Origin of the sequence: Maribacter hydrothermalis (assembly GCF_001913155.1) — a bacterium.
Taxonomy (GTDB): Bacteria; Bacteroidota; Bacteroidia; order Flavobacteriales; family Flavobacteriaceae; genus Maribacter; species Maribacter hydrothermalis.
Map to the genome: position 1 here is coordinate 3217283 of NZ_CP018760.1, position 19429 is coordinate 3236711.

Sequence of the window (19429 nt, forward strand, 5' to 3'; positions counted from 1 at the left end):
ATTATAAGTTTTTTACTAGGCTTTGTATAGAGCTAAAAGTTTTGCAATAAGCTGGCTTAGTATCTTTATCAATGTAAGAAGTTTGCCTACCTAATAGCCATAAATTAGGATTGTCATATCCGGAAACCAGCGCGCTAAAATCTTCTAAATACTTAGTAATGCGGTCTTTGTCTGGAAAAACTGTAAAGTAAGAAACAAAATAGATATCTTTAAAGTACTTTAAAAGGTCTTCTAAATTCTCTATAGGAATAGTAGGCCCGAGGTAAATACACTGGTACCCTTTCAATAAAATTTCGTAGTTTACATATAGTAATCCAATTTCATGAATTTCATTTTCAGGTAAATATGCAACAAAAACTTTATCTTTTTTAGTTGGACTTAAGTGTTGAAGTTTTTCAATATTTATTAATATTTTTTGTTTGATTAAACTACTTATAAAATGCTCGTGAGCAGGACTAATGGTATCTGTTTGCCATAAAAGGCCTAGTTCGTTTAATAGCGGAACAAAGGTTTCTAAGAAAATTTCTTTAAAGGAATTGTCACTTAATAACGCATTATAAGTTTCAAAAAACATCGTCTGATCAAAATTAACCATTGCTAATTTAAAAGCATTGATGGCCTGACTTTTGTGACTATGTTTTGTTACAATTTCGCGAACAATATAGGGGATATCCTTATCTGATATTTTTGCAATCTTGGATATTTTATGTCCATTTTGATAGAGAAGCGTAATATTAAGTAGCTTTTGCAAGCTTGCTAAGCTATACAGCCTAATATTCGTATCTGTCCTTTCGGGAGACAAAAGGTTGTATCTTTTTTCCCAAATTCTAATGGTATGTGCTTTAATACCAGAGAGGTTTTCAAGGTCTCTAATACTAAATTGTTTTTTTACATTGTTCATGTTTTTCGAAAAATAATTAAACAAATTTACAATTTATTGAATACGGACAAGCAAATGGAGCGTTAAAATTATTAAAATAAAAAAAAGGTTAGATTTAAATCTAACCTTTTGTGCCCACGACTAGATTCGAACTAGCACGTCCTTACGAACACTACCCCCTCAAGGTAGCATGTCTACCAATTTCACCACGTGGGCAATAAGTTGACTATTGATGCGCAAATATAGAAACCAATCTGTCATTTTAAAATTTTTAAATCACTAAATACAAGATGGCTACCTTATATATAAACAGATTGCTGATATTGTGTTGGAGTAATGCCTTTAATTTTTTTAAACTTTTTATTGAAATTTGATATGGAATTAAATCCGGACCTATCTGAAACTAGATTAATATTTAGTTCTTTTTTAAAATTTAGCAATTGGCAGGCATGTTCAATTCGTAATTCTATTAAAAATTCAAAGAAAGTTTTATTGGTACGTTCTTTAAAAAAACGACAAAATGCATTTGGCGTCATAAAGGCCATTTTAGCAACTTCAGCCAAGGCAATTGGGTTTTGAAAGTTTTTAAAAACATAATCGAACACTATTTGTAAACGCTCGCCCTCGTTAGTGCTTAAGGTTTTGTTATAAATAAATTTACTTAATGGCTCTGTAGTTTCTAGGCTTATGTGTTCTATCAATTTTAAAAATGATATAAAACGAGCTAATTTTTGCTCAGAAGAAATTTTAATCAACTGTTCGCAAATATTTTTAGTGTTAGAAATTACTTTAAAACCTGCGATAGATTTTCTAAAGAATATATCTAATTCATTAAAATAAGGCAATTTAAAAAAATCTTCTCCAAAGGTTTTAGCTGTAAAGAAAACAGTAACCATGTGTGCATCGGTCTCACCTTGTATACTTTTAAAAATATGTGGCAGGTTACTTCCAATAACAAAAAGATCCCCTGTCGAAAACTGATGAATACTATCACCTACCAACAATTTTCCCGTACCATTTAGGATACAACTTATTTGAATTTCCTCATGCTGATGTAACCTATTATAGAAAATAGGTTCTTTATCGATTTGAACAATCAAGTGTTCATCTATGGGTTTTGGAATTTTAAATGGATACACTTTCATTGCATCTAATTTATCGATTTTTACAATGTAAATTTATAAACTAGGGTAAAATAGTCTCAATAGTGGTTAATATCTACACATATTTTTCTTCATGCTTCTAGTAATTTTGAGCATCACTAAAATTTTATAAAATGAGTATTTCATGGACAGGCGTTATGCCAGCAGTTACTACAAAATTTACCGCTAAGGATGAACTGGATCTAGATATGTTCGCCGTTAATATAAAAGCACAAATAAATGCAGGTGTAAGCGGTATAATACTTGGCGGAACCTTAGGAGAGGCCAGTACCTTAACTTATGACGAAAAGAAAATTTTAATGAAGGAGACGGTAAAGCTTGTCGAGGGCAAAGTACCTGTTATTATTAATATTGCCGAGCAAACTACTAAAGGTGCCATACATGCTGCAGAGGTTGCGCAAGAATGTGGAGCAGCAGGTTTAATGATGTTACCTCCTATGCGTTACAAAGCTAATGATCACGAAACAGTAACTTATTTTAAAGAAACCGCCAAGAGTACAACGTTACCTATAATGATTTATAATAACCCTATAGATTATGGTATAATGGTAACTTTAGATATGTTTGATGACCTTATGAGTTGTGATAATATACAGGCAGTTAAAGAGTCTACCAGAGATATTTCAAACATTACACGTATTAAATCAAGATTTGGAGATAGGTTAAAAGTTTTAACAGGAGTTGATACCTTAGGTTTAGAAAGTACGTTAATGGGAGCCGACGGTTGGGTGGCTGGTTTAGTTTGTGCTTTTCCTGCAGAAACTTGTGCTGTTTTTGAATTAGCAAGAGCAGGAAGGATAAAAGAAGCTTTAGAAATTTATCGATGGTTTTTACCATTGTTAGAGCTAGATATTAGCCCGCAATTGGTACAGAATATTAAAATGGCCGAAGTAGCTACAGGAATTGGTACGGAGTACGTAAGAGCGCCCAGATTACCATTAATAGGAGCTGAACGTGAGCGCGTAGCCGCAGTAATTAAAAAAGGAATGGCTACAAGACCAAAGTTGCCTAATTACAAAGGAATTAATTAGGAGTGAAATAATAATGAACCTAATGAATTATGATATTGATAATAGTATTAGGTTAATGTCGTAATAAGAAATTATTACCAGTACTTTCTTTATTTTTGAGTGTACACTAAACAAATAAAATGATAAGCGGTAAAAATACAATTGGTAATAAATTATCAAAACAGGGCGATATAACTTTTAAGACGTTTAACCCTAAAGAAAATAAACCAACCGAATGGACTTTTTATGAAGCATCCTCTGCTGAAATAAATGAAGCAGTGGAATTGGCAACATCAGCGTTTAAAATTTATAAAAATGTAACTGGCATAAAAAAAGCCGAATTTTTAGAAGCAATAGCCACTGAAATCGAAACTTTAGGCGAGGAGTTGATATTAATCTATTGTAAAGAGTCGGGATTACCAGAGGGTAGGGCTCGTGGTGAACGTGGACGTACTATGGGACAATTACGTGCATTTGCCGCTTTGTTAAAAGACGGTTCGTGGGTAGAAGCGGTCATTGAAAAAGCACAACCAAACAGGGATCCAATGCCTAAATCAGATATTAGAAAAATGTTATTTCCGATAGGTCCTGTTGTAGTCTTTGGTGCTAGTAATTTTCCATTGGCATTTAGTACAGCAGGTGGTGATACCGCAAGTGCACTAGCTGCCGGCTGCCCGGTTATTGTAAAAAGTCACCCAATGCACGCTGCTACAGGTGAATTAGTTTCTTCGGCAGTTATAAAAGCTGCTGAAAAAACGGGTATGCCTAATGGTGTGTTTTCAAACTTAAATAGCAGTGGTATAACTGTTGGGCAACAACTCGTAAAGCACCCAAAAGTAAAAGCTGTTGGGTTTACAGGTAGTATTGCCGGTGGTACCGCATTGTATAAACTAGCAAATGAACGAGTAGAACCTATTCCTGTTTTTGCAGAAATGGGTAGTATAAATCCCATTGTTGTGCTTCCTTCGGCTCTGGAAAAAGAGAGAGATGAATGGGCGGCTAAATACGCTTCATCTATTACTATGGGTGCTGGACAATTTTGTACCAACCCTGGCTTGGTGTTAGGGGTGAAAAGTAAAAATTTAGATGACTTTATAACTACACTATCGGCTGAAATTTTAAAGCTTGAACCTACTTGCATGTTGCATCCAAATATTTATGCCAAGTATAATGAAGGTAAAAAAGAATTGTCGGGACAAAATGGTGTTACGGTAACTGCAGATTATGAAAAAGATGTTGGTGCTAATGAAGCAAAACAAACTATATTAAATGTAAGCGGAGCTGATTTTTTAGCAAACACTAAACTTCATACAGAAGTATTTGGGCCTTTCTCAGTTGTTGTTAGTTGTAAAAATACGACGGAAATAGAGACTATATTAAATCACTTAGAAGGTCAATTAACGGGTACTGTTCTCGGTTCTGAAGACGACTTGGCAGCACATTCAAATGTTGTAGATGCTTTGCAAAGTAGAGTAGGGAGAATTTTGTTCAATGGTGTTCCAACAGGTGTAGAAGTAAATTCATCTATGGTTCATGGTGGCCCCTTTCCGGCATCAACTGATTCCCGATTTACTTCTGTAGGTACATCAGCAATAAAAAGATGGGTGCGCCCAGTTTCTTTCCAAGACTGGCCAAATAAATTATTGCCACAAGCCTTGCAAAATGAAAACCCTCTTGGTATTGTTAGATTGGAAGAAGGAAGTTATACGAACTAAAAATAGACCTTATGAATAGCTTGCGTAATAGAATTAAGAGTGCTCTAACACTATTGAATTTTTGGTTTCTATTATTTTTAGTTACTACCCAAGCGCAACAAGCTGAATTTTCGATTACTTCAATATTATCTGAAATTGAAGCCTATAAACCTTATAACAGAAACGAATATCCTTTAGGGTTATATAAAGAAACAATAGAAAAGAAAAATGCTGAATTTGCTGAAAAGCAACTCGCTTTATTAAACGATTTAAATAAAACAGACTTAACAGAAACAGAGTTAATTTCGTGTGAACTGTTAAGATTTAAACTTCAAAATGAAGTTGATGAGTTTCGCTATAAAATGTACTTGAATCCCATACAAGCGGATCAGGGTTTTCATTTAAATTTAAATTATAGGGTAAAACCAATTTTATCATACGACGATGCCAAGCAATATCTAAATATGTTAAACGCTATTCCAGACTATGTAGATCAACACTTGGTTTTAATAAAAAAAGGAATAGACGAAGGTCTTTCACAACCTAAAGTTATTTTTAACGGATACGAGTCTACCTATGATACACATATAGTAAGCGATTATTCATTAAGTAGTTTTTATGGACCTCTAAAAGAACTGCCAATAAGTTTAAATACAGCACAAAGGGATTCTATTACATTAGCTGGTCAGCAAATAATAATGGATAAGGTGGTACCGGCTTTTAAAAAAATAAAAACTTTTTTTGAAACAGATTACATCCCAAATACAAGAACATCGATAGGGGTATCCGACACCCCTAAAGGTTTAGATTTTTATCAGAATAGAATTAATTACTATACTACGACTACAGAATATTCTGCCGATGATATTCATAATATAGGACTTTCTGAAGTTTCTCGTATTAAAGCTGAAATGAATGCAATAATCGATGAGGTAAATTTTAAGGGAACTTTTTCTGAGTTTTTGAGCTTTCTTAGAACTGATCCTCAGTTTTATGCAAAAACTGGTGATGAACTTTTAATGCAGGCTCGAGATATTGCCAAACGAATAGATGCAGAATTACCGAAGTTTTTTAAAACCTTACCACGCAGACCATATGGTGTAATAAAGGTGCCAGATGCAATTGCGCCTAAGTACACTGCAGGCAGGTATTCTGGTCCGTCCTCAGATACGCAACCAGGTTTTTATTTGGTAAATACCTACAAATTAGAAAGTAGGTCGCTTTATACATTACCTTCTTTAACGGCTCATGAAGCAGTACCTGGGCATCATTTACAAGGGAGTTTAAATAAGGAACTTGGTGATAGTATACCAAATTTTAGAAGAAATATGTACTTATCTGCTTATGGCGAAGGATGGGCACTATATACTGAGTTTTTAGGTAATGAATTAGGAATCTATAGAACACCTTACGAGCATTTTGGAAAGTTAACGTATGAAATGTGGCGTGCTTGTAGGTTAGTTGTGGATACTGGTATACATGCAAAAGGTTGGAGTAGAGAAGAGGTGGTTGCCTACATGACAGAAAACACGGCGTTATCTATCCATGAAATTAATACAGAAACAGACCGGTATATCTCGTGGCCGGGACAAGCAATTTCTTATAAAATAGGGGAGATTAAAATTAGGGAGTTACGAAAAAGGGCAGAAGAAGCTTTGGGAAATAAATTTAATATTCGTGATTTTCATGAAATTATTCTTGAGCAAGGTACAGTAACCTTACCTATATTAGAACGTAGAATAAACGCATATATCAACCATACTAAATAATTATTCTATGGCCAGTTCTACATTTGTTTGTATCGATGCCCATACATGCGGCAATCCGGTTCGGGTAATAAAACATGGAGGTCCAGATTTAGTTGGCACCACTATGAGTGAAAAGCGACAACATTTTTTAAAGGAGTTTGATTGGATTCGTAAGGGGTTAATGTTTGAGCCACGTGGTCATGATATGATGAGTGGTAGTATATTTTACCCGCCTAGTAATCCAGATAATGATTTCGGTATTTTATTTATAGAAACTAGTGGTTGCTTACCCATGTGTGGACACGGAACTATTGGGGCGATAACAATTGGCATAGAAGAAGGACTAATTGTACCTAAAATACCGGGAGAGGTACGTATGGAAACTCCGGCAGGCTTAGTTAAAATTAAATATCAACAAACGGGGAATAAGGTAGATTGGGTACAATTGACGAATGTGAAATCGTATTTGGCGGCTACTGATTTAACTATAGAATCATCTGACTTGGGTGAGCTAACTTTCGATGTATCTTACGGCGGTAATTATTATGCTATAATTGACCCACAGGTAAATTTTACGGGAATTCAAGATTTTTCTGCTAGTAAGCTCATTCAATTTAGCCAAGAATTACGGGAGAAAATAAATGTTAAGTATTCTAATAAATTTATACACCCAGAAGATTCTAGCATTAAAAATGTGAGTCATATTTTATGGACTGGCACTACAATTTCAGCGAAAGCTACCGCAAGAAATGCTGTCTTTTATGGTGATAAAGCAATTGATCGTTCGCCATGTGGTACAGGGACATCTGCAAGAATGGCCCAATGGCATGCAAAAGGGCTGTTAGGAAAAGGAGTAGATTTTATTCATGAGAGCTATATAGGTTCGCAATTTATTGGCCGTGTGGAAGAAGAAACAACTTTAAAAGGTAAACCTGCAATAATCCCTAGTATAACAGGCTGGGCAAAAATTTATGGTCAAAATACAATTTCCATTGATGATGATGATCCTTATGCATATGGTTTTCAAGTAATTTAAACTATTGTAAAATGAAAATATATAAACGAATTTTTCTGGTTTTGTTTGTAGTATTCGGTTGGTGTAATGCCCAAGAAGCTAAAATAAAAGAAACTTTCCTGGACAGAGTGGCAGACCAATACGAATATTTATACCATAATTCTATAAAATTTTTAGATACTAATAAACCAATGCCAAGAACTATAGTTAATGGCGAATTACACTCGGTAAGTATTTATGATTGGACCAGTGGATTTCACCCAGGTTCTATGTGGAATTTATATAAACTTACAAATAATACAGAGTGGAAGAATAGAGCTCTTTATTACACTAAACTTCTAGACTCTTTACAATATTATACCGAAACTCATGATTTAGGTTTTATGATTGGCGATAGTTATGGGAATGCTTTAAAGTATATTGATAACCAAGATTATGAAAAGGTAATGGTACAAGCGTCAAAATCTCTCTCATCACGTTTTAAGCCAAAAGCCGAAATTTTACAATCTTGGAATACCAATGATAGATGGCAATGTCCTGTTATTATTGATAACATGATGAATTTAGAAATGCTTTTTGAAGCAACAAAAATTTCAGGGGATTCAACCTATTATAATATAGCGATAACTCATGCAAACACGACCATGCGTAACCATTTTAGAGATGATTTTAGCTCTTTTCACGTATTGGATTATGATATAGATACTGGCAATATTTTAAAAAGGAATACAGCACAAGGTTATAAAGATGAATCTGCTTGGGCACGTGGGCAAGCTTGGGGTCTTTATGGATTCGTGGTCATGTACCGTGAAACTAAAGATATAAAATATCTAGAGCTAGCAAACAATATAGCAAACTATATAAATAATCATAAGAACCTACCAGAAGATAAAATACCTTATTGGGATTATGATGCGCCGGTTTCAAATAACACCCCTAGAGATGCTTCTGCTGCAGCTATTACGGCATCTGCTTTGTATGAGCTTAGTACCTTTGTTGACGATTCTTTAAAAACCAGTTATGTAAATAGGGCATCCAATATTTTAAAATCCCTAAGTACTGAGACTTATTTAGCTGAGGTAGGTACTAATGAAGGCTTTTTACTGAAACATTCTACAGGTCATCTGCCAGATAACTCAGAAATAGATGTTCCTATTAATTATGCAGATTATTATTTTTTAGAAGCACTTTTACGCCAACACAATTTAAAGACAGAAAACTAGCATGAATAAGAACGTTGTAGTCATTGGTGGGGGAATTGTTGGCTTATGTACTGCCTACTTTTTAAATAAAGAGGGTTTTGAGGTAACGGTAATTGATAAAGGGGATATCACCTCTGGAGCATCATTCGTCAATGCAGGATATATTACACCAAGTCATATTATTCCGTTGGCATCACCTGGTATGATTGCAAAAGGGATAAAAATGATGTTTAATTCTGCAAGTCCGTTTTATATGAAACCAAGGCTAGATGCAGATTTTTTGAAATGGTCATGGCAATTTCATAAATCATCTACCCCAGCAAAAGTTGAAAAAGCAATTCCGTTAATAAAGGAAATTAACCTTATAAGTAGGGAGCTATTTACCGACATAAAAAACTCTGGCGATTTAGGTGATTTTCAATTAGAGCGTAAAGGTCTATTAATGCTTTATAAAACTGAAGCAAGTTATCTACATGAAAAAAAAGTTGCTGACCGAGTAGCTTTTGAAGGGCTAGAAGTTACTGAATTGAATAAAGAAGAATTAAAAACTTTGGAGCCAAATGTACAAATTGATGCGGAAGGTGCTATACATTATGAGTGTGATGGACATACAACCCCAACAGAGGTTATGCCGAAGCTTCTAAATTATTTAATACAACAAGGTGTTAGTATAAATACAAATGAAGAAGTATTAGATATTAAAAGTTCTAATGGAATACTAAAGGAAATAATTACAGATAAGGATAATTATAAACCAGCTGAAGTGGTAATGGCTGCTGGTTCTTGGAGTGGAGAACTTGCAAAAAAATTGAATTTAAGTTTATCATTACAAGGAGGTAAAGGATATAGAATAAATGTAGAACGAGAAACAGGAATCTCTATACCTGCAATTTTAATGGAATCTAAAATGGCGGTAACACCAATGAACGGCTTTACCCGGTTTGCCGGTACTATGGAGTTTTCAGGTAATAATACTATTGTAAGAAAAGAACGTGTACTAGCAATTGCTAATGGCGCTCATTCTTTTTATCCCGAATTAGAAATTAATAGTGCTGAAATCAATAGTGCTAAAACGGGATTACGCCCAGTATCCCCAGATGGTCTTCCGTATATAGGTAAATCTACAAGCATCAAAAATCTAACCATTGCTACAGGTCATGCCATGATGGGGTGGAGCTTAGGACCAGTAACGGGAAAACTGGTTTCTGAGGTTATATCCAACAAAAAAACCAGTATGGACATCACTTCATTTAGTCCAAATAGAACTTTTTAAGTAAATTCGAAAAATGATTCATCGATAATAAATTACCACTCACCGATAGTAAACGGTCACTCACCTATAGCAGATATTATAATGGTAGAAAAAATCTGACATTTGTAAAAGCAAAATAGATAAACAATGCATGTTTTATTAATAGAAGACGATTTAATCGAAGTTATGAAGTTGAAACGCACCGTTTCTAAACTTCATTTAAAGCATACTATTGTTGAAGCCAAGAATGGAGAAGAAGCCTTGAGCCTTTTAAGATCAGGGGAAAAATTACCGGATATTATATTGTTAGATTTAAATATGCCTAGGATGAATGGTATAGAATTTCTTAATATTCTTAAGAGTGATGAACTGTTGCAGTATTTGCCAACAGTTATATTGACCACTTCTGAAAATAGAGCAGATTTACTTAAATGTTACCAAGCAGGTATTGCTGGATACGTTATAAAACCCTTAAAATATGAGGATTACGAGTTTAAGTTAAATGCGGTATTACAATATTGGGAAGTAAATCAATTAGTTAAAGGCTAACAAAAAAACCGTTTTCACAACATTTTTAATTTTTTATGTATTAATTTTCCTACGTTTGATTTGTAATATAATTTTTACAAATGAAAGGTATTGTTTTTACAGAATTTTTAGAAATGGTCGAAACCCAGTTTGGTTTAGAGACCGTTGATAACATCATAGAAAAATCAAATTTACCATCTCAGGGTATATATACCTCTGTTGCCACCTATGATTTCAATGAAATGGTGGCTTTAATTACCCAATTAAGTGAAGAGGTAAATCTCCCGGCAGGAGACTTAATTTACGCTTTAGGACTTTACTTGTTTGCAGGTTTAAAAAATGCACACCCCGAGGTTATACAAAGTTATAGATCACCAATTGGTTTGCTTTACGCCATAGAGGACCATATTCACGTACATGTAAAAAAACTGTACCCCGAAGCCGAATTGCCAACATTTAAAATTCTTGAGAAGACCGATACTTCTATATCAATGATCTATTCCTCGTCTAGAGGACTCTTTAGATTGGCACAGGGCCTTATGGAAAAAGCCTTTGAACACTTTAATGGTAAGGCAGATATTACTTATGAACTTTTAAAAGATGACGGTACTGAAGTAAAATTTGATATTGTACAAAATGGATAATACGGAGGTTATTCTTTTAAAAAAAGCCTTATTAAGACAAAAGGAGGCACGTAAACAAGCAGAGCGTATTTTAGAGGAAAAGTCTAAAGAGCTATATGATGTATCTAGTCATTTAAAAGATATAAACAGTAAGCTCGAGAATTTGTTAAGTGAAAAAACCTCTGAACTAGATGGTATTTTTATAAATATAATTGACCCTTATGTTGTCATGGACATGAGTTTTAATGTTATTAATATGAATACATCGGCCAAGGAGTTTTTGGGATTTGATCACACTAAAAATTTAATAAACTTATCGGAGTTTATTCACCCAGAGTTTTTAGCATATACACAAGAATCCATGCAATCTCTATTACAGGTAGGTACACTTTCCAATTATAGAGCAAAAATTTTAACTAAAAATGCAGGTGAAAAATGGGTTCAAATTAGCGCAAGTTTAGTTTATGATAAAAATAGAAATCCTATTGCAGCTCAGGGTATTATAAGAGATATTACTCAAGAAACCGAAGTAAAAAGCTTATTAGTAGAACAAAAAAAACAATTAGACTTAATTGTAGAAAACTCTCCGTTAGGTATTGTTTTATCAGTAAATGGTGAAATAATAAAAGCAAATAATGCTTTTGTAGAAATGCTAGGTTATACTGAATTTGAGCTAAGAAAACGTTCCCTAAAAGAATTATCGGAACCTGAAGACCCAACAATTGGCAAAAGTTTACTAGAGCAAATGAACGCTGGTGAAATTGATAGTTTTAAAGCAGTTAAGAAATTTACCAAAAAAGATAATTCTAAAATTTTGGCTAAAACAATGGTTACTGCAATTACAAAAAATAAAGGTAAATCAGATTATCAAGTTGCAATAATAGAAGATATTTCTAGGCAGTTAGAGTCAGAAAGAAAATTAAAAGCATCGGAAAATAGACTGTCAGCCTTAATTTCTAATTTACAAACAGGTGTTCTCTTAGAAGATGAAGATGGTAAAATTGCATTGACCAACCAAATGTTCTGTAACATATTTAATATAAACGAAACACCAAAAGATCTTATTGGGACTGATTGTAGGGGATATGCAGAGATAAGTAAAAATGTTTTTAAGAATTCTAAAAATTTCATGAGTAGAATTGAAGAAATTTTAGAAAAAAAGGAAACTATTTTGGCCGATGAACTTGAAATGACAGATGGAAAGGTTTTGGCTAGAGATTTTATTCCTATTGATAATGAAGGAGATTATAAAGGACATTTATGGGCATATAATGATATTACAATAAGTAAAAAATATAGAAAAAATTTAGAGGCGCAGAGAGAAAAATACGGAAGCATTATTGCTAATATGAATTTAGGTTTGGTTGAAGTAGATAATGAAGATGTAATACAAATGGTTAATCAAAGCTTCTGTAAAATGAGTGGCTTTGAAATGGACGAACTTATAGGCAAGGTTGCATCTAAGTTAATTAAGATAAACGACGATTGTATCATAACTACAAAAAACCAGGATCGTAGAGAAGGTAAATCGGAATCTTACGAAGTAGAAGTAATTGATAAATCACAAAATAAAAAGCATTGGCTAATAAGTGGTGCTCCTAGATATGACGATACTGGTAGGGTTATAGGGTCTATTGGAATTCATTTAGATATTACCGAACATAAAGAACTTGAACTACAGAAAGAAAAGTTATTGTTAGATCTAGAAAATAGTAATCAAGGTCTTCAAGAATATGCACATATAGTATCTCATGACCTTAAATCTCCTTTAAGAAGTATTAGTGCGCTGGCAACTTGGTTGTTTGAGGATTATAAAGATGTCTTAGATGAAGGTGGTCGTCAAAATCTTGAATTAATGCAAGAGAAAGTAGCTTCTATGGATAAATTAATTCAAGGAATTTTAGAATACTCTACCGCTAACAACTCTGCTCTTTCAGATTCAAAAATAGATTTGAATACCATAATTTCTGACATTAGGGAAACCATTTATATCCCAGAACATGTAGATTTAGTTGTACCAAAACAGCTACCTTCGATTATGGCCGATAGAACTAAATTATATCAAGTTTTTCAAAATATTATTGGTAATGCCGTGGTACACATAGAAAGGGATGTTGGTATTGTAGAAGTTCTTTTTAAAGATTTAGGAGAATATTGGCAGTTTACTATTAGTGATAATGGTGTCGGCATACCAGAAGAATATCATAAAAAGATTTTTGAAATTTTCCAGTCAATTGGAAACAATGAAAGATCAACAGGAATAGGACTATCGATCGTAAAAAAAATTGTTGACCGTTATCATGGTGATGTATGGGTAGACAGTGTTGTTGGTGAGGGAACCCAATTTCATTTTACAATAAAAAAGATTTTAACTAGTTAAAAATCAGATGAAGATAATTCAAGGAATTAAAAAAACTAAAGAGTCTTTTGTATTTAAGGATTCAGCACAGTTAAAGGAACCTTTGGTTTTGGTTTTCGGAAATAGATACATGCTAGAAAGTGACGATATTTATGCTGAGGTCAAAGATTTGTTCCCTGACGGACATATAGTTTTTGGTACAGCTTCTGGTGAAATTATTGATGATAAGGTATTAAATGATTCTGTAGTTTTAACTGCGATAGAGTTTGAAAAAAGCACTATTATGGTTAAAAGAAGTAATGTAAAGGACCATGATAATAATGAAATTAATTTAGGAGAAAGTTTAATGACTGAATTTCCTAAAGAAAATTTAAGGCATCTATTTTTAATATCTGAAGGAAGTACAGTTAATGGTAGTGCTTTGATAAACGGAATAGAGAAAGTAAAGGATAAAAATGTAAAATTATCTGGAGGACTTTGTGGAGATGATGATCGTTTTGAGAGAACTCTAGCTTCTTATAATGAAAACCCTAAAGAAGGGGAAATAGTAGCAATTGGTTTTTATGGTGAAACTTTAGAGATTACCAGTGCTAACTTTGGTGGATGGACAGCCTTTGGTCCAGAAAGAATTGTAACCAAATCTAAAGGCAATGTACTATTTGAACTAGATGGTAAACCAGCTTTGGATCTTTACAAAACCTATTTAGGGGAAAAAGCTAAAGAATTGCCAAAATCAGCCTTACTTTACCCCTTAAGTGTAAAGAGTACCGAAGAATCTGAACCTTTGGTTAGAACAATTCTTAACATTGATCATGAGGATAATGCTATGATCCTTGCAGGTGATGTTCCAGAGGGTGCTAGGGTACAATTAATGATGTCATCTGTAGACGATATTGTACACGGTGCATATCGTGCGGCGGAATATGCAATGAGAGGAAGGAAGAAAAATCCAGATTTAGCGCTTCTAATAAGTTGTATTGGGCGTAAATTAGTCATGGACCAAAGAACAGAAGAGGAAATTGAAGAAGTAAAATCTGTAATAGGCGAACAAGCTTTTATTAGTGGATTTTATTCTTACGGGGAAATGGCGCCATTTAATAATCAAAATGAATGTAAGCTTCATAACCAAACAATGACATTAACTTTATTTAGTGAATAATGCATTCCCTTTTAAAAAGACAAATTAGAAAATACCTTTCCACGGAGCTGGAATCGAAACCTGAAATGGTCAATTTTTTAGAGGCTATAGAAAAGTCGTACGAAAATTATGATGATAAATTTTCTATGCTTCATAGATCCTCCAAAATAAGTTCGGATGAGCTTTTTGAGGCCAATAAAAAATTACAGCAAGAAGCTCTTCAACAAAAAGGTATTTTAATTTCGTTAGAGAATGCAATACGTAGTTTAACGGAGAATTTAAATGAAGAAGAAATATTTAACCAGAATATTGACAATGAAATCAACGCAGAGAATTTAGCAGGTTATATAAGTAACCTAGCCATAAAGGTCTCTAAGATGACCGTTGAAAAAGATAAACTTTTAAAAAGTCTGGAATTTCAAAATCAGTCTTTGAACGATTATGCACAAATGGTATCGCATGATCTAAAATCTCCAATACGCAATATTAACGCACTAATGAGTTGGATCGTGGAGGACGAAAAGGAGAAATTTTCTAACACTAGTAAGGAAAACTGTTCATTAGTACACGAGAATCTAATGAAAATGGATAAGTTGATAAGCGGTATTTTAAACCATGCTACCATGGGTGAAACAAAGGAGCGTAGCGTTGAATTTAATGTTGGCGATGTTTTAAAAGAAATAGAAAAGACGATTTACGTGCCTGGCAATATAACATTTGAATATGCTAAAGAGATGCCGAAAATCATATTCGTAAGATCTCGATTTGAGCAGTTGTTTATGAACTTATTTACAAATGCCGTGAATGCTACAGAACATAAAAAGAATGGCCATGTTAAAGTGGGTTATGAAACTGATGAGGTTTATTGGAAATTTAGCGTTTCGGATAATGGCAAAGGTATAGCGGCCAAACATCAAGAGAGTATTTTTCATATGTTTAAAAAATTAGAAACAACCGATAATGCTACAGGTATAGGCCTAGCCATTGTTAAGAAAATAGTTGCGCTTTATGATGGAGATGTTTGGTTAGAATCTCAAGAAAATAAAGGAACTACTTTTTATATTACTTTAAAAAAGAAATTATGATGGAACAACCAAATCTTAATTATGTTGATGAACTTGCAGGGGACGATGTTGAATTTAGAGGTCAATTTATTGAAATTATAAAAAATGAATTTCCTTTAGAAAAAGAAGAATACATTGGCCATATTACTAATGCTAGAATTAAGGAAACTGCTGATATTGTTCATAAGCTAAAGCACAAATTTAATATATTAGGAATGGAAAATTCTTATAGACTAGCCGTTGCCTATGAAATGGAATTACTGAAAGGTAAGCAGGACAATGGAGCTAAATTTAATGATGTTTTAACAACGATAGAAGCATATTTAAAAACTATTTAATGAACTGTATTATAATAGATGATGAAGCTATGGCGCGTGCAATTGTTAAGCAATTGTGTTCTAAAATACCAATGTTAAATGTTGTTGAAGAATTTGATAATGCAATATGTGCAATAAAATTTCTAAATCAGCAAGATGTTGATGTTATATTTTTGGATATACATATGCCCGGTTTTAGCGGAGTAGATTTTGTTCAGACCTTGAAAAATCCGCCAAAAATAGTTTTAACTACCTCGGACACCAATTTTGCAATTGCTGCGTATGAATATGAATGCATTGTAGATTACTTGGTAAAACCGATTACGCAAGAACGATTTGAAAAGTGTATTACTAAAATTACAAGTACTTCAAATCTAAAGGTGCAGCAACAATTGGCACCTATACCTGAATCTGTGGATGGTGAAGATTTATATATTAATATAGACCGAAGGCTTATTAAATTAAAACTAAAAGAAATTTTGGTTATTGAGGCGAAAGGTGATTATATAGATGTAAAAACTGAAAAAGAAAAATACAGGGTTCATACAACTTTAAAGAAAATCAAGGAAAAATTACCGGGAAAGTTATTCTTACAAATACATCGTTCTTATATCATAAACTTCCTGAAAATTATAGATATAGAGGATAATAGCGTACTTATTGCTAAAAATGTAGTACCCATTAGCCGTTCTAATCGGCCAGAATTGATGAGACGATTAAATTTACTTTAAAAGAAAACAATTAACCTCTAATTTTCTTACCAATTCTCGTGATATATTTTTTTAAATATTTTAGCTAACTGAGCCTTATGTAAAGGTTTTACCACGTATCCTGTTAGTTCTTCAAAATCCAACGCTCTTTTTACATCCGTTTCTCTAATAGAAGAGCTTACCATATAGATATTTACTTTGTTTGCAATTTTAGATTTCAATTTTTTAAATTCAGCTAAAAATCCCCATCCGTCTAAAAACGGCATATTGATATCTAAAAAAATAACTTCAGGTAGTTCAATTTTTTATTCCGTTTTTAGTTTAATATTTATACCTGTTTTACATGAATAAATATAAATAATTGTGTATTTTTTTTAATTAATCGAATTCAAACGCCGTTAATTATTTTAAAATTAACTCAAATAAAACGAGCGACACAATTGGTGACATAGAAGAACTGTTAGTTTCATTTCTGTCAGAAATAGGAACATTAAAATATCCGTCGTTTAAGTGTTTTTTCCCAATTAAAAATAAAACCTGCCCCACGTTTTTATCATGATAAACTTAGTCAATAACTGTTTTAGTTTCTAGTGGAACAATAAATATAGATTTATTAAAATAGGTGTATAGCGGTTTGGTGTGGGTGTTTAAATATTTAGCTTTTGTAAATTATACAGTATCTTTTAGGTTAATGTTTCTTATGCTTTTTGCAGTTACAGTAAATTATGTGCAATATGTTCAGAAAGATTATGCATTTGAGATTTTCGGAAATATGAGAAATACCTTACTTTAATAATTGTAGTTTATTTGGGTGGATAGTTCTATCTTCAAAATTATAATGATAGGGATCATGTAAGCTGCTTATTTCTTTATATGAATAAGTTAGTCATAGAAATTTAAATACCTATGATATATTCAATTACGTTGTTTTTTTGGGATAAAATCATTTACTATGTAATGCTAGAACCGGTATGTTGGGATGAAAACCAAGTTTATTTAAAGACAATTTTCTTAAACCTATTCTTTCCAATAAAGTCGGCTTTTTATCAATATAACTTATCATATTAGCTTGTCTAATATCAATAAAACAACTTAACGCCGTGGCCATTTTTACATTTCTAAGTGTATTAAAATTATGGGCTACTTCACTTAAATGTTTGCGTAGATAAACCTTGTTTCTTTTTTGGGCGAAGGTTAATTTTTTTGGTTGTGTTAAACTTAAAACTTGTATACATGCGTTGCTTAGTTTAGCTATTTCAACCAAATGCGTTATTTCACTTTCTTTAATTCTGGTATTAAAATTGGTAGTTAAAACAATCTCTTTCGGAATATTAAAATCTACATTGGCCGGAACCACAAGAATAGGGCACTTTCTTACATTTTTTAATATTTCTAAAGTGTGCTTGCCATAAGTTTCTCCACTTTTACTATTATTTCCTTTTGCACCTAAAACTATCATATTAAAATGAAGTTGAGAATTTAATTTTTTAACTGCATTTAATAGCAGGGAAGATTCGGAAACCACATGAAAGTTGTGTTTTTCCGTATTTTCCAATTCAGAAAGGCGAATTAGTATTTCTCCTAAACCTTTTTTTGAATTAAATTCAGACAATTTGTTAAATCCTTCTTCAGGGTCTAAAAGTGTTGTGTTATCTAAGCCATGGGCTTCTTTAGCATACGTGTGTAGTATGTAAAAATCACAACTATTATTTTCAAAAAGCTTAATAGCATACAGTATAGCATTCCATGAGTTTTTTGAAAAATCCGTTGGTAAAAGAATCCTTTTTTCCATGACTTATATTTTTTATGCCTAATAGTGCAACCTCTATTATGGCTTGTTTTTATTAATTATTGTTTCAACTATATTTGGTTTTTTAAAAGTATTTGAGATAAAATTTTTGTTTTTAATATTCTATATTTTTGAATATGGGAATTATAGGTTTCGCGTTTTTTTTCGTGGTGGCTTAGATAATACGCATCACAATCTGTAGTATCACATTCTATGGCATTTCCCACTGTACCTTCATAACGGTAAAGGGTACTTAATAATAGTGTATTCTCTCTTCGGGTACCATGTAACTGTTGATATATATTAGAATTGTGGAGTATTTTATCCTCGATGTCTAAAAAATATTCAATCTCTTCATTCAAAAATTCTAAATCATTGGTCCAACTATTTATTTCTAATCTATCTTTTTTCATCATGATCCTATTATCTGATTCATGCGGATAAAATTGTTTCGATACAATCATAATACCATGTTTAGGTTAATATGTTGGTTCTCTTGCTCAACTTTTTGGATCGTTATTTTTTGTTCACCGGTAGGGAATTCCCATACTAAAGAATCACCTTCGCTATAACCCATTACTGCTGCGCCCATAGGGGTAAGTATAGATATTTTGTTGTTTTTTACATCGCTTTCAGGAGGCATAACCAACTTAAATTTTCTATGCCAACCACCATCTGAAACAACAGTTACAGTGGTGTTGAACCTTATTACATCATCATACATGTCTGATGCATCCAAGATAATTGCCGATTCCATTTCTCCTACTAATTTCTGAACTGATAGTCGTAATGTATCATCTTTATAATACCCAGAAAGATTCATGAACCTTTTTAGTAATACATATTCTTTTTTTTCAATAACCAGATTCCCGTACTTCATTTTCTAATTGTTTTTGGATATTTATAATAAAGGAGATTTAATTTATTGCCATTTAGA

General features: G+C 32.8%; 19 protein-coding genes and 1 tRNA gene. 13 read left to right on the top strand and 7 right to left on the bottom strand.

Translation table 11 applies throughout. From position 1 onward, the window contains the following. Nucleotide 1: 1 nt before the first annotated feature. The 3 genes from BTR34_RS13885 to BTR34_RS13895 all read right to left on the bottom strand — a co-directional run bounded on the left by BTR34_RS13885 (nt 2) and on the right by BTR34_RS13895 (nt 2025). On the bottom strand, nt 2-901 hold the full coding sequence (locus tag BTR34_RS13885) for a MerR family transcriptional regulator (RefSeq protein ID WP_068486433.1): 900 nt from the start codon (nt 899-901) through the stop codon (nt 2-4). Between the two features lie 111 nt (nt 902-1012). Continuing rightward, nucleotides 1013-1096, bottom strand: a tRNA-Leu gene (locus BTR34_RS13890). 83 nt (nt 1097-1179) lie between these two features. Further along, nucleotides 1180-2025 carry an AraC family transcriptional regulator gene (locus BTR34_RS13895; protein WP_068486435.1) on the bottom strand — a complete coding sequence of 282 codons (846 nt, stop codon included), beginning with the start codon at nt 2023-2025 and terminating at the stop codon, nt 1180-1182. Between the two features lie 131 nt (nt 2026-2156). Between BTR34_RS13895 and BTR34_RS13900 the strand changes: the two genes are divergently transcribed. The 13 genes from BTR34_RS13900 (at nt 2157) to BTR34_RS13960 (ending at nt 16724) form a co-directional block, all read left to right on the top strand. Beyond that, nucleotides 2157-3074 (top strand): dihydrodipicolinate synthase family protein, encoded by a 918-nt coding sequence (locus tag BTR34_RS13900; protein WP_068486436.1) that lies wholly within the window; start codon nt 2157-2159, stop codon nt 3072-3074. Between the two features lie 119 nt (nt 3075-3193). Beyond that, the gene (locus BTR34_RS13905) at nt 3194-4768 is read left to right on the top strand and encodes an aldehyde dehydrogenase (NADP(+)) (RefSeq protein ID WP_068486439.1); all 1575 of its coding nucleotides are present in this window, start codon (nt 3194-3196) and stop codon (nt 4766-4768) included. Between the two features lie 11 nt (nt 4769-4779). Beyond that, nucleotides 4780-6516 (top strand): DUF885 domain-containing protein, encoded by a 1737-nt coding sequence (locus BTR34_RS13910; protein WP_068486441.1) that lies wholly within the window; start codon nt 4780-4782, stop codon nt 6514-6516. Between the two features lie 7 nt (nt 6517-6523). Further along, nucleotides 6524-7531 carry a 4-hydroxyproline epimerase gene (locus BTR34_RS13915; protein WP_068486443.1) on the top strand — a complete coding sequence of 336 codons (1008 nt, stop codon included), beginning with the start codon at nt 6524-6526 and terminating at the stop codon, nt 7529-7531. Nucleotides 7532-7542: 11 nt separating this feature from the next. Then, on the top strand, nt 7543-8733 hold the full coding sequence (locus BTR34_RS13920) for a glycoside hydrolase family 88 protein (protein ID WP_068486449.1): 1191 nt from the start codon (nt 7543-7545) through the stop codon (nt 8731-8733). Between the two features lies 1 nt (nt 8734). Next, nucleotides 8735-9985, top strand: a complete 1251-nt coding sequence (locus BTR34_RS13925) for an NAD(P)/FAD-dependent oxidoreductase (protein ID WP_068486451.1) — start codon at nt 8735-8737, stop codon at nt 9983-9985. A 126-nt stretch (nt 9986-10111) separates the two neighbouring features. Further along, nucleotides 10112-10513, top strand: a complete 402-nt coding sequence (locus BTR34_RS13930; protein WP_068486454.1) for a response regulator — start codon at nt 10112-10114, stop codon at nt 10511-10513. Between the two features lie 80 nt (nt 10514-10593). Further along, nucleotides 10594-11136 carry a heme NO-binding domain-containing protein gene (locus tag BTR34_RS13935; protein ID WP_068486456.1) on the top strand — a complete coding sequence of 181 codons (543 nt, stop codon included), beginning with the start codon at nt 10594-10596 and terminating at the stop codon, nt 11134-11136. Beyond that, complete coding sequence (locus BTR34_RS13940) at nt 11129-13495, top strand: PAS domain-containing sensor histidine kinase (protein WP_068486458.1); 2367 nt, start codon at nt 11129-11131, stop codon at nt 13493-13495. The genes BTR34_RS13935 and BTR34_RS13940 overlap by 8 nt, the downstream gene beginning before the upstream one ends. A 7-nt stretch (nt 13496-13502) precedes the next feature. Continuing rightward, nucleotides 13503-14633, top strand: a complete 1131-nt coding sequence (locus tag BTR34_RS13945; protein ID WP_068486460.1) for an FIST signal transduction protein — start codon at nt 13503-13505, stop codon at nt 14631-14633. Beyond that, nucleotides 14633-15697 (top strand): sensor histidine kinase, encoded by a 1065-nt coding sequence (locus tag BTR34_RS13950; protein WP_068486463.1) that lies wholly within the window; start codon nt 14633-14635, stop codon nt 15695-15697. The genes BTR34_RS13945 and BTR34_RS13950 overlap by 1 nt, the downstream gene beginning before the upstream one ends. Next, nucleotides 15694-16014, top strand: a complete 321-nt coding sequence (locus BTR34_RS13955) for an Hpt domain-containing protein (protein ID WP_235843263.1) — start codon at nt 15694-15696, stop codon at nt 16012-16014. The genes BTR34_RS13950 and BTR34_RS13955 overlap by 4 nt, the downstream gene beginning before the upstream one ends. Then, entirely contained in the window at nt 16014-16724 is a 711-nt protein-coding gene (locus BTR34_RS13960) for a LytR/AlgR family response regulator transcription factor (RefSeq protein WP_068486465.1), read from the top strand. The genes BTR34_RS13955 and BTR34_RS13960 overlap by 1 nt, the downstream gene beginning before the upstream one ends. Before the next feature lie 26 nt (nt 16725-16750). Here BTR34_RS13960 and BTR34_RS13965 read toward each other — a convergent pair whose 3' ends face one another. The 4 genes from BTR34_RS13965 to BTR34_RS13980 all read right to left on the bottom strand — a co-directional run bounded on the left by BTR34_RS13965 (nt 16751) and on the right by BTR34_RS13980 (nt 19372). Continuing rightward, nucleotides 16751-17005, bottom strand: coding sequence for a response regulator (locus tag BTR34_RS13965; protein WP_317039613.1), 255 nt, complete (start codon nt 17003-17005; stop codon nt 16751-16753). A 641-nt stretch (nt 17006-17646) separates the two neighbouring features. Then, the gene (locus tag BTR34_RS13970; RefSeq protein WP_068486469.1) at nt 17647-18495 is read right to left on the bottom strand and encodes a universal stress protein; all 849 of its coding nucleotides are present in this window, start codon (nt 18493-18495) and stop codon (nt 17647-17649) included. Nucleotides 18496-18563: 68 nt separating this feature from the next. After that, nucleotides 18564-18956: a hypothetical protein gene (locus tag BTR34_RS13975; protein WP_157483933.1), complete on the bottom strand. Its 393-nt coding sequence runs from the start codon at nt 18954-18956 to the stop codon at nt 18564-18566. Further along, the gene (locus BTR34_RS13980) at nt 18953-19372 is read right to left on the bottom strand and encodes a GreA/GreB family elongation factor (protein WP_068486473.1); all 420 of its coding nucleotides are present in this window, start codon (nt 19370-19372) and stop codon (nt 18953-18955) included. Before BTR34_RS13980 ends, BTR34_RS13975 begins: the two co-directional genes overlap by 4 nt. Nucleotides 19373-19429 lie beyond the last annotated feature (57 nt).

Bases quoted from the DNA above. Each gene is read 5' to 3' on its own strand.
- BTR34_RS13885 (WP_068486433.1), bottom strand. From the start codon at position 901: ATGAACAATGTAAAAAAACAATTTAGTATTAGAGACCTTGAAAACCTC.
- BTR34_RS13895 (WP_068486435.1), bottom strand. From the start codon at position 2,025: ATGAAAGTGTATCCATTTAAAATTCCAAAACCCATAGATGAACACTTG.
- BTR34_RS13900 (WP_068486436.1), top strand. From the start codon at position 2,157: ATGAGTATTTCATGGACAGGCGTTATGCCAGCAGTTACTACAAAATTT.
- BTR34_RS13905 (WP_068486439.1), top strand. From the start codon at position 3,194: ATGATAAGCGGTAAAAATACAATTGGTAATAAATTATCAAAACAGGGC.
- BTR34_RS13910 (WP_068486441.1), top strand. From the start codon at position 4,780: ATGAATAGCTTGCGTAATAGAATTAAGAGTGCTCTAACACTATTGAAT.
- BTR34_RS13915 (WP_068486443.1), top strand. From the start codon at position 6,524: ATGGCCAGTTCTACATTTGTTTGTATCGATGCCCATACATGCGGCAAT.
- BTR34_RS13920 (WP_068486449.1), top strand. From the start codon at position 7,543: ATGAAAATATATAAACGAATTTTTCTGGTTTTGTTTGTAGTATTCGGT.
- BTR34_RS13925 (WP_068486451.1), top strand. From the start codon at position 8,735: ATGAATAAGAACGTTGTAGTCATTGGTGGGGGAATTGTTGGCTTATGT.
- BTR34_RS13930 (WP_068486454.1), top strand. From the start codon at position 10,112: ATGCATGTTTTATTAATAGAAGACGATTTAATCGAAGTTATGAAGTTG.
- BTR34_RS13935 (WP_068486456.1), top strand. From the start codon at position 10,594: ATGAAAGGTATTGTTTTTACAGAATTTTTAGAAATGGTCGAAACCCAG.
- BTR34_RS13940 (WP_068486458.1), top strand. From the start codon at position 11,129: ATGGATAATACGGAGGTTATTCTTTTAAAAAAAGCCTTATTAAGACAA.
- BTR34_RS13945 (WP_068486460.1), top strand. From the start codon at position 13,503: ATGAAGATAATTCAAGGAATTAAAAAAACTAAAGAGTCTTTTGTATTT.
- BTR34_RS13950 (WP_068486463.1), top strand. From the start codon at position 14,633: ATGCATTCCCTTTTAAAAAGACAAATTAGAAAATACCTTTCCACGGAG.
- BTR34_RS13955 (WP_235843263.1), top strand. From the start codon at position 15,694: ATGATGGAACAACCAAATCTTAATTATGTTGATGAACTTGCAGGGGAC.
- BTR34_RS13960 (WP_068486465.1), top strand. From the start codon at position 16,014: ATGAACTGTATTATAATAGATGATGAAGCTATGGCGCGTGCAATTGTT.
- BTR34_RS13970 (WP_068486469.1), bottom strand. From the start codon at position 18,495: ATGGAAAAAAGGATTCTTTTACCAACGGATTTTTCAAAAAACTCATGG.
- BTR34_RS13975 (WP_157483933.1), bottom strand. From the start codon at position 18,956: ATGATTGTATCGAAACAATTTTATCCGCATGAATCAGATAATAGGATC.
- BTR34_RS13980 (WP_068486473.1), bottom strand. From the start codon at position 19,372: ATGAAGTACGGGAATCTGGTTATTGAAAAAAAAGAATATGTATTACTA.